Source organism: Pandoraea sp. PE-S2T-3 (assembly GCF_002179965.1).
Classification (GTDB): domain Bacteria; phylum Pseudomonadota; class Gammaproteobacteria; order Burkholderiales; family Burkholderiaceae; genus Pandoraea.
Window position 1 is genome coordinate 88394 of the sequence record NZ_NGUQ01000007.1, and the last position, 11677, is coordinate 100070.

Genomic DNA, 11677 nt, shown 5'->3' on the forward strand with positions numbered 1-11677 from the left:
ACCACGTTATTGGGGCGAACAGGCATCCCGCATCAGGGTACCCGCCGCCGATGCGGCGACTATACCTGATGCGCGAAGGACGGCAACCTTGCGAAAATTTCCGCGCATGTCGGCGGAAAGGAAAAAGAAGGTGGCAGCGCTCAGAGCGCTTTCGTCAGCAGCACCGTGGTGAATCCGCTATCCCATTCCTCGTCGGGATATGTCGCGACCTCGGCATAACCGTGCTTGCCGTAAAACGCGCGGCTCTGTGTGTTGAACGTATCGGTTTCCAGCCGCGCCAGTGTCTGCCCGTTCGCGCGCATCTGCGCTTCGGCATGGGAGAGCAGCGTTGCCCCGAGACCCGATCGTTGCCGCGCCGGCGAGACGTGCAAGGCGTCGATGAAATCGCCTGCCACGTGCACCATCCCGGCCACCGCCCCGTCAACGGTAGCGACCGTGAATTCCGGCCAATGTGCCTCGACATAAGCGCGAGTGCGTTCGCCAGAACCATGCGCCGCAGCGGCTTCCGGGCGCAGTTCTGGCGCCCAAGTGGCGAGATAGGTTTGCATCAGCAGCGCGGTCACCGCATCGATATCCGCCGCACTCGCAGTACGCAGCGTCACTTCAGGACCAGGCATTGCGAAGCCTCCGTGCTACGTCGATATGCACCGTCACATCGCCCACCGGACCGGCAGGCCCCTCACCTTCTCGCGGCTTGGGCAGCATCTCGAACAGCGGCAGCATCTTGTCCGATACGAAGCGGCTACGCGTGCCGTACACGTGACGGTCGCCCAGACCGGTTTGTTGATGCACGTAGAACCGTTGCGGCACAACCAGTTGCAGCGACGCCTTCGCGCGCGTCATGGCCACGTACAGCAATCGGCGTTCTTCCTCGATGTCCTCGTCGTCACCAGTACTCATGTCGGACGGGATACAACCGTCGACCACGTTAAGCACGTAGACCGAGTTCCACTCCTGCCCCTTTGCGCTGTGAATCGTCGAGAGAATCAGATAGTCCTCATCGAGCAGCGGCGGGCCGGATTGGGCGCTCGTGGCATCGGGCGGATCGAGCGTCAGTTCGGTCAAAAACTGTTCGCGCGAGCCGTAGGTCCCGGCAATGCGGGCGAGCTGCTCGAGATCGGCCTGACGCACGGCCGCATCATCGAACCGCTGGGTGAGCAGCGGCGCGTACCAGCGCAAGGCGAGATCGACATCGGCGGGCCACGCAAGGCGCGTGTCATTCAACGTTCTGAACACTTCTGCAAAGCCGCGCCAATCATGCACAGCCGCCGATGGCGGTTTGAAATCGGCAAGCACCTGCGCGGGGGTCGCGGACTGTGCCATCGCATCGAGCAGGCGCGTGGCGCTCACGGGCCCGATACCGGGGATGAGCTGCGCCACGCGAAAGCCCGACAGACGGCTCGCGGGGTTATGCGCCCAACGCAAAATCGAGAGCATGTCCTTGACGTGGGCCGCTTCGAGAAACTTCAAGCCACCGAACTTCACGAACGGAATGTTGCGCCGCGTGAGTTCGAGTTCGAGCGCGGCACTGTGACTGCCCGTGCGAAAAAGCACGGCCTGTTGCTTCAGCTTCGTGCCGGTCTCGCGCTGTTCCAGCACCTGATCGGCAACCCAGCGCGCCTGACCGGATTCATCGCTCACGTTCACCAACTGTGGCAACTGCGTTGACTGACGATCGGTCCAGAGCGCTTTGGCGTAGCGCTCGGTCGATTCGGCAATCACGGCATTCGAGGCATCGAGAATGGGCTGAGTCGAACGGTAGTTGCGCTCCAGCGTAATCACATGCGCTGGCTCGGCAAACTGGCCCGGGAAGTCGAGGATGTTGCGAATGGTGGCGGCACGAAACGCATAGATCGACTGGGCATCGTCACCGACGACCGTCAGGCCCCGTCCGTCCGGCTTCATCGCGAGCAGAATCTGCGCCTGAAGACGGTTAGTGTCCTGATACTCGTCGACCAGCACATGATCGAAGCGCGCCCCAAGCTCGCGCGCCAGTTCAGGCGCGGTCATCATCTCGGCCCAGTACAGCAGCAGGTCGTCGTAGTCGAGCACGTGCTGCGACTGCTTGGCATCGACGTAAGCGCCGAACAACGTCTTCAACTGCGCTTCCCACTGCGCGCACCACGGGAAGTGTTTCGCCAGCACCTCGGCGAGCGGCGCCTGACTATTCACCGCCCGCGAGTAAATCGACAGGCAGGTGCCCTTCAGCGGAAAGCGGGACTGCGTGGCCGAGAAGCCCAGTTCGTGCCGCGACAGGCCGAGCAGGTCCTCAGCGTCGCTGCGGTCATGAATAGTGAACGCTTCCGAAAGCCCGATGCGCGTCGCGAAGTCGCGCAACAACCGTGCGCCGACGGCGTGGAACGTGCCGGCCCATGGCAGCGACGGCGGTTGCGACGAGGCCAGCCCGAGCACCTTTTGCAGCACGGCACCGGCGCGGCGCTCCATCTCTCCCGCAGCGCGCCGGGAGAACGTCAGCAACAGGAGGCGATTAGGGTCGGCACCCCGCGCGATCAGGTTGGCCACGCGATGGGCGAGCGTGCTGGTCTTGCCGGAGCCTGCCCCTGCGATGACCAGGAGCGGCCCGCCGGGCGTGCCGTCGTCGCCCACGCCGTAGTCGACGGCTTCGCGCTGGCGGTCGTTGAGTTCGGCCCACGGGTCGCGGGCGGCGGGCGTCGGCGCTGGAGTCGGTGCAGGATTCGGCGCTGGAATCGGCTTATCTGACATGCAAGACAAGGGAGGCTGGAGGATCGGCGAGTCGGTGAGCCGGGCAGCGAGCGCACCGACTACTGTATATTTATACATTATAACGATCGCATCGACGCTCATCGAGTCACAGGGTTTCGAGTCATGACATTGCGTGTCGGCACATCGTCCTGGACCGACCGGACACTCATTGCCTGCGGGCGCTTTTACCCGCCGGGCGTCAACACGCCCGAAGCGCGGCTGCGCCACTACGCGTCGCGTTTCGATCTGGTGGAAGTCGACAGCAGCTACTACCACCTGCCTGACGCGGGCATGGCGTGGCGCTGGACGCAGCGCACGCCGCCATCGTTTCGCTTTCACATCAAGGCCTTCCGCGCGTTCACCGGACACACGACGCCCGTCAGTGCCCTGCCTGCGGATATTGCGGCTGCGCTGGGTTCTTCTCACGACCGGGCGTTGGGTTCCGCCGATGCCGCTATCGACGCCTCAGCCAATCTCCCGGCCGAGCTACGTGACGAGCTTTGGCGACGGTATCTGGAAGCCATCGAGCCGCTGCGCCAGAGCGGGCAACTGACGGCGATCCATTTCCAGTTCTCGCCGCGCGTGAAGAACGACCGCGCCGGGCGCGCGCTCGTGTTCGACACCGCCAGACGGCTCGATGGCGAGCGCCACGCGATCGAGTTTCGGCATCGCAGCTGGTTCGACACGCCCTCCCGCGAAGCCGCCACGCTGGCGATGCTGCGTGAGACGGGCGCCGCACACACCATCGTCGACAGCCCCACCGAATTCGAAAACACCGTGCCCGCCGTCTGGGCGACCACACGCGACGACCTTTGTGTCGTGCGTCTGCATGGCCGCAATGCGGCGGCGTGGAACCGGCGCGGCATCACCGCGTCATCGGGCCGATTCGTCCATGAATACAGCGCGAGCGAATTGATCGACATTTCGGCACGCGTGGCGCGTATTGCCGCGAAGGCCGACGACACCCACGTGCTCTTCAACACCAATCACGAAGATCAGGGCATGCGCAATGCCGCGGCATTCCAACGCACGATTGCGGGGCTGGCACGAGGCGATATCACGCTGGGCACTACCGATGCCGAGGACGAATGGGATGCTCTCGATCCGGACGACGTGTCACCTTGGCGATGAATCGTCGTTGATCTGCGAGCGCGAGCGCTGCGCCTCACGCCATGCGGGCAGATCGGCCAGACGCGCCCCTTCGGGCACGACTCCATGCTTGCCGTGTCCGAGACGCTGCGATTTGTAGATGCCGGTATGTCCCGAGCAGAGATACGCCAGCACGCAGGCGATGGCGGCATACCCGCCGATTTGCGGGCCGAAGATCTCGATGGCCATCAGCGTCGACGCGATCGGCGTATTCGCCGCCCCGGCAAACACGGCCACGAAACCGACGCCCGCGAGCACGGCAGCGGGCAGCGTGAGCACGTGAGACAGCGCATTGCCCAGCGTCGCACCGATGTAGAACAGCGGCGTGACTTCCCCACCTTTGAAGCCCGAGCCCAGCGTCACCACGGTAAATAGCGATTTGCCGAGAAAGTCGTACCACGGCAGCGTCGTATGGAAGGCGTCGACGATGGTCGGAATGCCGAGGCCGAGATACTGCGGCGTGCCGAGTGCCGTCGCCGCGACGGCGACCAACACCCCACCCACGACCGGACGCAGCGGTGCGTAGGCGATACGGCGCTTCATGAACGCCGACATGGCGTGCGTCGCCTGCGCGAAGCCCATCCCGACGAGACCACAGGCCACGCCCGCGACGGCCGCACTCATGGCCCCCGCCACCGACATCGACGCCCCGAACAGTTGCGGCGCGATCGCATATGCCGTGTGATGCACGCCCCACGCGCGCGTCACTGCGTCACCGACGAGCGCGGCGACGAGGCTCGGCAGCAAGGCGTCGTAGCGCAAGCGGCCAATCGCGAGCACTTCCAGCCCGAATACGGCTCCGGCAAGCGGCGTGCCGAACACGGAAGCAAAGCCCGCCGCGATCCCCGACATCAACAACACGCGACGTTGTTCCCCGGAGAGCCGGAAGACGTGCGTGAGTTGATCGGCCAACGCACCGCCCATCTGCACGGCAGTGCCTTCACGGCCCGCCGAGCCGCCGAACAGATGAGTGATGACGGTACCGGCCAGCACCAGCGGCGCCATACGCAAGGGTACGACACGGCGAGGGTCGTGAATCTCGTCGATCAGCAGGTTATTACCAGCCTCTACGCTTGCGCCGAGCCGCAGGTACAGCCAGCCCACGGCAAAGCCCGCGACGGGCAGCAGCCAGAGCAGCCACGGATGCAGGAGTCGTGTGTCGGTAACGAACTCGAGTGCGACGAGCAGCAGCGCGCTGGCGCTACCGGCCATCACGCCGACGAGCGCAGCCAACGCACTCGCACGTGCGGCACGCGGCAGCACATCGGCCAGCTCGCGCAAAGGGGAATGGTCAAACATCTTCATGGTGTGCGCACACAGGGCAACGCATCGGACGGGCCGATGCCATCGACGAATCGCCTGAACATTACCGGGGGGAAGCTGGGAAGAAACACGGAGGAATGAGACGCGAAGAACGTCCGCACGCATAGCCCGCAACCTCCCGGCACGCCAGGATCTTGCAGGCATCATCAGCCCCGTGGCGGGGCGGTTTGCGAAACGAACGCCGGAGGTATGCCATCTCCGTTGAAGCTGTCGCCATGCTATCAGGAAGCGAGGGCACTCACAATGCGTGACACTTTTGCCCCGTTTCGTGGGCCGGAATGCCATAGCCCATCAGGACTTTCCGATATATCGCCCCATTGCCGTTTTGCCTGCACAACCGCCTCTAGAATCGGCAACGGATCGACGGAGGCTGCCATGACCACAGACACGCAATACACCGATCGGGTGAGCCGCTACGACTGGACCGACATCACGCAGCTATGGCATTGCGTGATGACGTGCACCACCCCGGGCTGGGACCCGGGCAAGGCGCTGGAATATTTGGTGCTCAAAGGCTTCGAGTTGAGCGGCGCGGAGGTTCGGTGGCCGTATCGGGTGACCGTGCTAGGTGCAAAAAACGCGGAACAGATCGATGGACTGGTTTACGTGTCCGGCATCAACGCAATGATCGAATGCAAGGATCTTTCGGATATCAGGACGCGCAGAAAGCAGCGGATAGATTTCACGCCGATTGCGAAACTACGCAGTCAATTGGCACGGCGACCGTCCGATTTGATCGGCTGCATCTTCACGAGTGGCGACTACACGGATGCGGCGGTCACGATGGTCAATTTCACCAAACCGCAGACCATCCTGTGCTGGACAGGACAGGAAATCGAGGCATGCATTCAGCGACAGGATTTCGCGCGCCTGATGCGCACGAAATATGAGGAATGTCTCGAATACGGCAAGCACTACGATCAACCCAAGTAAAGAACGGATCTCACATGAAACGCTGTATCGTCTGTCCATCGGAGAGCGGCTTCAAACTGCTGAAGGCGTGGCTCCCAAACGAAATCACGGATTCCTCGCGATTCTTCGTCAGCACAGGTGTGTGGCGAACAGTACCGATCGCACAAGGGGCCGTATTCCACGAGAAAGCACCCACGCTACTGATACAGAACGCCTACACCGTGGATGACACGTGGGTCCTGGATCAACAGGGAAGCGCCGAATCCATGCTGTCTTTGGCGGGATCGCCAAGTCGTTATGAAGTCCGTATGGCAGCGCCAACGCTTGAAGTGATGCTCTTCGAGACGGCGGAAATGATGGATGCCGTCTTTGGCGAGAAAGTGACCGACGTACTGCGCTTGTTGGGCTATTACGACCCCCAACGGGCGATTCGTGAGGCTGGCACGACGGTGGACGAAATCATCGAGCGCATGAGTCCATCCACCATTGATTTGCTCCGCACCACACCTACGGCGCAGGACATTCTTGATGGCATCACCACGCTCGATGCCAAATACGCTGCCTGGGAGTATGCGGAACTATAACGGCGGGGACGATGCCAAGCATCGCCACCCGCCGCATTCACGCCGCACTCCGCTATCGCCCCAGAGTCGCCGGGGCGATTACCTTCGCGCTTAATACGTCAATTACTTCTTCGCGCTCTTCACCGCTTTCTCGATACGCGCACCCACGTCGGCGTCGATCTGCTTCCAGTAGTCGAACGCACGCTCCAGCACCGGGCTTCGCACGCCTGCGAGCAACGCGCCCGACACCGTCTCGACGAGACGTGCCCGTGCGGCGTCGTCAAACACGTTGCGCACCAGATTTCCCGGCTGCGAGAAATCGTCGTCTTCCTTGTGCAGCGTGTACGCGTTACGCACCATGTCGCCGTCCGACTCCCAGCCGTCTTCCGCAGCGCCGGTCTGATCGGCGTACGGACGTCCACCGCTGTTCGGCACGTACGTCGGCGCATTGCCGCTATGTTCGAACGCCATATGCCCGTCGAACATGTACGACTGCACGGGCACCTTCGGGCGGTTGACCGGCAGTTGGTGGAAGTTCGTACCGATGCGATTGCGCTGCGCATCGTTGTAAGCGAACGCACGGCCCAGCAGCATCTTGTCCGGCGACAAGCCGATGCCCGGCACCGTATTTCCTGGCGAGAAGGCCGCTTGTTCGATCTGCGCGAAGAAATTCTCCGGATTGCGGTTGAGCGTCATCTTGCCCACCTTGATCAGCGGATAGTCCTTGTGCGACCACGTCTTCGTGAGATCGAACGGGTTGAAGCGGTACTGCTTGGCGTCGGCATACGGCATGACCTGCACCGACATGATCCAGCTCGGGTTTTCACCGCGGGCAATCGCGTCGAACAGATCGCGGCGGTGGAAATCGGCGTCCTGACCGGACATCGTCGCCGCTTCGGCGTTGCTGAAGAATTCCATACCTTGTTCCGTATGGAAGTGATACTTCACCCAGAATTTCTCGCCGCTGGCGTTGACCCACATGTAGGTATGCGAACCATAACCGTTCATGTGTCGCCACGTACGCGGCAGGCCACGATCGCCCATCAGATAGGTGACCTGATGCGCCGACTCCGGATTGTTGGTCCAGAAGTCCCATTGCATGTGGTTATCGCGCAGCCCCGAATCGGGCAAACGCTTCTGGCTCCGGATGAAGTGCGGAAACTTCATCGGATCGCGGACAAAGAAGATCGGGGTGTTGTTACCGACGAGATCGTAGTTGCCTTCGTCGGTATAGAACTTGAGGGAGAATCCGCGCACGTCGCGCCACGTATCGGGGCTGCCGGATTCGCCCGCGACGGTGGAAAAGCGCGCGAGCATCTCGGTTTTCGCGCCTTTCTTGAACAACGACGCCTTCGTGTAGCGACTCACATCCTCAGAGGTTTCGAAGACACCGAAGGCACCGGCACCTTTGGCGTGAGGCTGGCGCTCAGGCACCTTCTCACGGTTGAAATGCGCCATCTGTTCGATGAAGTGAACGTCATGGAGCAACAGCGGACCGTCCGGCCCGACCGACAGCGTATTGCGATCGCTCGCCGCCGGGGCGCCCGCACCGGTCGTGGATCCGGTGTCGTGACGTTCTTTCTCTTTGCTCATACATACCTCCAGACATCAAGGTGGGTGGGGAGAGGGAGAGAATAGATTTGCAAGTGGTTCAAAGCATAATACAGGACGGTGACTTTGACCCATCAAGGCGTCGCGCGTTGAATATTCGTCAACTTGCGACAGATCAATTCGCCAACGCTCCCCTCTCACCGCCGCTTGAAAATCGCGAGTGCGATATCAAGCCTGACGCCCGGCCATCACCCCGCCGTCGACCGGCAGCACCGTGCCGGTGATCCACGATGCGGCGTCCGATGCGAGAAACAGAATCGCCTCGGCCACATCACGCGGCTGACCGTTGCGGCCAAGCGGGTGGAACGCGTTGAACGCGGGCAGTGTGGCTTTGACTTCGTCGTCGCTCATGAACGTGTTGTAGACCGGCGTCTCGACCACGGCCGGGGCCACCGTATTGATGCGAATGTTGAGCGGCGCGAGTTCGATGGCGAGATTGCGCGTGAGAGCATGCACGCCGGCGTTCGCGGCCGAGTACGCCGATGAGGGCGTGGCCCCGATGGCCTGCAACGCCCACAGCGAGCCGGTCTGCACAATGGCACCGCCGCCGCGTTGCATCATTGCCTTGGCAGCCGCCTGCGCCATGAAAAACTTGCCCTTGAGGATGATGTCGACAAAGCCGTCGTACTCCGCCTCGTCCAGTTCCAAAAACGCCTTGGGACGGAACACGCCCGCGTTGTTCACCAGAATGTCGACACCCCCGAAGGCCGACGTCGCCAGCTCGACCAGCGCCGACGCCGTCGCCGGTTGAGCGATGTCGCCCGCCAGATAACGCACATTGACGCCCGTCGGGTCGATTTGTGCGGCCGCCGCCGCGAGCTTGGCCGCGTCACGGCCACCGATCACCACGCGGGCGCCCTCAGCGACCAGACGCGTCGCCACTTCCTTGCCGATGCCGGATCCGCCACCCGTGATGATGGCAACCTTGGAAGAAAAACTTTTCATTTTGCTGACTCCTGAAGACTTGTCTATGACTCGATAGATAACGCCGGACGTCGCTATGGCATGCACCGTTACCGCACACCACCGTCGTCGTTCGATATCCACATTGTTGGCGTCGGACGGGGTCTTCACAAATCAGTTATTCTGCGTCGCATTGAAAGAAAATCTTTCCACCATGAAAGCACCGGTGTTCCTCAATGCGCTACGGGCGTTCGAAGCCAGCGCGCGGCATCAGAGCTTCTCTGCCGCCGCTGCCGAGTTGAACGTGACACCCGCAGCCGTCGGCCAGATGGTGCGCAGTCTCGAAGCGTGGCTGGGCGTACCGCTCTTCGAGCGCAGCAGCACCGGGCGGGCGCGTCTCGTGCCGACGCAGGCCGCGCAGCGGGCACTGCCCGACATTCGCGACGGTTTCGATCGTCTCAACTTGGGGTTTGCCAAACTACGAGAAGGGTCTGCCGTCGGCGTGTTGACGGTGACGGTCAGTCCCGCGTTCGCCGCGAAATGGCTGCTGCCGCGCATCGACGACTTCCAGAGCGCATGGCCGGACACCGACGTGCGGCTCGACACCAGCCTCAAACTGGCGGACTTCGTCGCACAAGGCATCGATATCGGCGTGCGTTACGGTCAGGGGCACTGGCCGGGGCTGAAGGCCGAGAAATTGATGGATGAACAGGTCTTTCCTGTCTGCGCCCCCTCACTGCTGCGCGAGCATCCGTCATTGCAGCATCCGGAAGATCTGCGGGGCATGACGCTGATTCACGACTTGTCGGTGGACACTGCGGCGGGCTTCGTCACATGGCCGTCTTGGCTGGCACACGCTGGCGTATCCGATGTCACTACACGCGCTGGCCTGAAGGTCAACAACTCGGCGGCCGTGTTGCAGGCGGCCATCGATGGCCACGGCATCGCCCTTGCCCGCAGCGTGCTCGTGCGTGACGATCTCGCCGCGCAGCGACTCGTGCGGCTCTTCCCCGAGGTGGATTGCGCGTCGACGCTCGCGTACTACATCGTCTATCGCGCCGAGTGTGCGACGCTGCCACGGCTGGCAGCGTTTCGCGACTGGTTGAAGCAAGCCGCCAGCGATCAATGACGCGCCCCCAATAAAAAAGCGCCGTTCCTTCGAACGGCGCCCTCTTTTGTTCACGCTTCGCAGCAGCGCTGCGATTCACCTCATCCGCATCACGCGGCCAGCGCGCGGCACTGACAAAGCGCACGCTCGAAACAGGCGATCGCAAAGTCGACCGAGGCTTCGTCGGTGAAGCGCCCAAGGCTCACGCGCACCGTGCGGCCTGCGGCCTCGCTGTCCACACCAATGGCGCTCAACACGTGAGACGGTTGGCCCGAGGCCGAATTGCAGGCCGACGTCGACGAGATCGCCAGATTGGTGTTCAGCATAAAAGTGAAGAACCCCGGATGATTCACCGTCAGGCTCAACGTATGCGCAATCCGACGCGCACTCGCAGCGTTATGCGTCACGTTGCCCAGCGCGAGAACCCCATCGAGCAAGCGGCGGCTGAGCTTGCCGATGCGCTCGTTATCCACCGTCATGCCGCGCATGGCCAACTCGCACGCCGTGCCCATGCCGACGATCTGATGCGTCGCCAGTGTGCCCGAGCGCAAGCCGCGTTCATGACCGCCGCCATGCATCTGCGGCGCGATACGCGCCATCACGTCCTTGTTGACGTACAGCGCACCGATTCCCTTCGGCCCATACACCTTGTGCGCCGACATCGACAGCATGTCGATGCCCATGGCCTTCACGTCGATCGGCGTCTTGCCCAGCGCTTGCGCCGCATCGACATGCAGCAGCGCGCCGGCGTCGTGCACCACCTTCGAGATGGCAGCCACATCGGTCAGCGTACCGAGTTCGTTATTGACGAGCATGAGCGACACCAGCCCGGTGTCCGGCCGCAACGCGGCAGCCACCGCCTCCGCCGTAATTTCACCAGTGGCCGAGGGCGTCACGTAGGTCACAGGGGAACCGCGCTTTTCCAGATAGGCCATCGTGTCGAGAATGGCCTTGTGTTCCATCACGCTCGTGATCAGATGTGGGCGCGCCTGCGCGAGTTCGGCATAGCCCTTGAGCGCCAGATTGTTCGATTCGGTCGCGCCCGACGTCCAGACGATCTCGGCCGTGTCGGCACCGATGAGCGCCGCCACCTGCGCGCGCGAGCGCTCCACGAGTCGGCGGGCGGTCGTGCCCGCAGCATGCGAGCTCGACGCCGGATTGCCGAACACACCGTCGACGCCAAGGCAATCGGCCATCGCCGCAATCACGGCGGCATCAGCGGGGGTGGTGGCAGCGTAGTCGAAGTAGTGAAGTTGTTCTTTTTCGCGCATGATCGGGCTCCTGCAAAAATGTGCATCGATCGTACGCGTCGAAAACGAGAAAAGGCTTGCAAAATCACTCGTCGATTTCGACGATTGAGCCAATTTGTTCCCCAAAATACATA

The 11677-nt window shown here is 62.4% G+C and carries 9 protein-coding genes, 1 pseudogene and 1 riboswitch; of the genes and pseudogenes, 4 read left to right on the forward strand and 6 right to left on the reverse strand.

What is annotated here, in order from left to right; genetic code table 11:
* Positions 1-140: 140 nt before the first annotated feature.
* Both CDV46_RS02485 and CDV46_RS02490 read right to left on the reverse strand, forming a co-directional pair.
* A complete protein-coding gene (locus CDV46_RS02485) occupies positions 141-617 on the reverse strand; it encodes a GNAT family N-acetyltransferase (protein ID WP_087721708.1) in 477 nt (158 codons plus the stop codon).
* Complete coding sequence (locus CDV46_RS02490; protein WP_087721709.1) at positions 604-2724, reverse strand: ATP-dependent helicase; 2121 nt, start codon at positions 2722-2724, stop codon at positions 604-606. The genes CDV46_RS02485 and CDV46_RS02490 overlap by 14 nt, the downstream gene beginning before the upstream one ends.
* Positions 2725-2847: 123 nt before the next feature.
* Between CDV46_RS02490 and CDV46_RS02495 the strand changes: the two genes are divergently transcribed.
* Entirely contained in the window at positions 2848-3855 is a 1008-nt protein-coding gene (locus CDV46_RS02495; protein ID WP_087721710.1) for a DUF72 domain-containing protein, read from the forward strand.
* Here the strand turns inward: CDV46_RS02495 and CDV46_RS02500 are convergent.
* Entirely contained in the window at positions 3841-5178 is a 1338-nt protein-coding gene (locus tag CDV46_RS02500; RefSeq protein WP_087721711.1) for a voltage-gated chloride channel family protein, read from the reverse strand. The genes CDV46_RS02495 and CDV46_RS02500 overlap by 15 nt on opposite strands.
* 148 nt (positions 5179-5326) lie before the next feature.
* A riboswitch (Fluoride riboswitch) is annotated at positions 5327-5405 on the reverse strand.
* Between the two features lie 166 nt (positions 5406-5571).
* Here CDV46_RS02500 and CDV46_RS02505 point away from each other — a divergent pair.
* Together CDV46_RS02505 and CDV46_RS02510 are read left to right on the forward strand one after the other, a co-directional pair.
* Positions 5572-6129 carry a restriction endonuclease gene (locus CDV46_RS02505; protein WP_087690168.1) on the forward strand — a complete coding sequence of 186 codons (558 nt, stop codon included), beginning with the start codon at positions 5572-5574 and terminating at the stop codon, positions 6127-6129.
* A gap of 14 nt (positions 6130-6143) precedes the next feature.
* Entirely contained in the window at positions 6144-6692 is a 549-nt protein-coding gene (locus tag CDV46_RS02510) for a hypothetical protein (RefSeq protein WP_087721712.1), read from the forward strand.
* A 102-nt stretch (positions 6693-6794) separates the two neighbouring features.
* Here the strand turns inward: CDV46_RS02510 and CDV46_RS02515 are convergent, their stop codons facing one another.
* Both CDV46_RS02515 and CDV46_RS02520 read right to left on the reverse strand, forming a co-directional pair.
* Complete coding sequence (locus CDV46_RS02515; protein WP_087690172.1) at positions 6795-8264, reverse strand: catalase; 1470 nt, start codon at positions 8262-8264, stop codon at positions 6795-6797.
* Positions 8265-8450: 186 nt separating this feature from the next.
* The gene (locus CDV46_RS02520; protein WP_087721713.1) at positions 8451-9227 is read right to left on the reverse strand and encodes an SDR family NAD(P)-dependent oxidoreductase; all 777 of its coding nucleotides are present in this window, start codon (positions 9225-9227) and stop codon (positions 8451-8453) included.
* 172 nt (positions 9228-9399) lie between these two features.
* Between CDV46_RS02520 and gcvA the strand changes: the two genes are divergently transcribed.
* A complete protein-coding gene (gene gcvA / locus CDV46_RS02525; RefSeq protein ID WP_087721714.1) occupies positions 9400-10314 on the forward strand; it encodes a transcriptional regulator GcvA in 915 nt (304 codons plus the stop codon).
* 92 nt (positions 10315-10406) lie between these two features.
* Here gcvA and CDV46_RS02530 read toward each other — a convergent pair.
* Positions 10407-11564: pseudogene (locus tag CDV46_RS02530) on the reverse strand (cysteine desulfurase family protein); the annotation flags it as partial.
* Positions 11565-11677: the final 113 nt, after the last annotated feature.

Coding starts and splice junctions, on each gene's coding strand:
- gcvA (WP_087721714.1), top strand. CDS start 9,400: ATGAAAGCACCGGTGTTCCTCAATGCGCTACGGGCGTTCGAAGCCAGC.
- CDV46_RS02520 (WP_087721713.1), bottom strand. CDS start 9,227: ATGAAAAGTTTTTCTTCCAAGGTTGCCATCATCACGGGTGGCGGATCC.
- CDV46_RS02510 (WP_087721712.1), top strand. CDS start 6,144: ATGAAACGCTGTATCGTCTGTCCATCGGAGAGCGGCTTCAAACTGCTG.
- CDV46_RS02485 (WP_087721708.1), bottom strand. CDS start 617: ATGCCTGGTCCTGAAGTGACGCTGCGTACTGCGAGTGCGGCGGATATC.
- CDV46_RS02505 (WP_087690168.1), top strand. CDS start 5,572: ATGACCACAGACACGCAATACACCGATCGGGTGAGCCGCTACGACTGG.
- CDV46_RS02515 (WP_087690172.1), bottom strand. CDS start 8,264: ATGAGCAAAGAGAAAGAACGTCACGACACCGGATCCACGACCGGTGCG.
- CDV46_RS02495 (WP_087721710.1), top strand. CDS start 2,848: ATGACATTGCGTGTCGGCACATCGTCCTGGACCGACCGGACACTCATT.
- CDV46_RS02490 (WP_087721709.1), bottom strand. CDS start 2,724: ATGTCAGATAAGCCGATTCCAGCGCCGAATCCTGCACCGACTCCAGCG.
- CDV46_RS02500 (WP_087721711.1), bottom strand. CDS start 5,178: ATGAAGATGTTTGACCATTCCCCTTTGCGCGAGCTGGCCGATGTGCTG.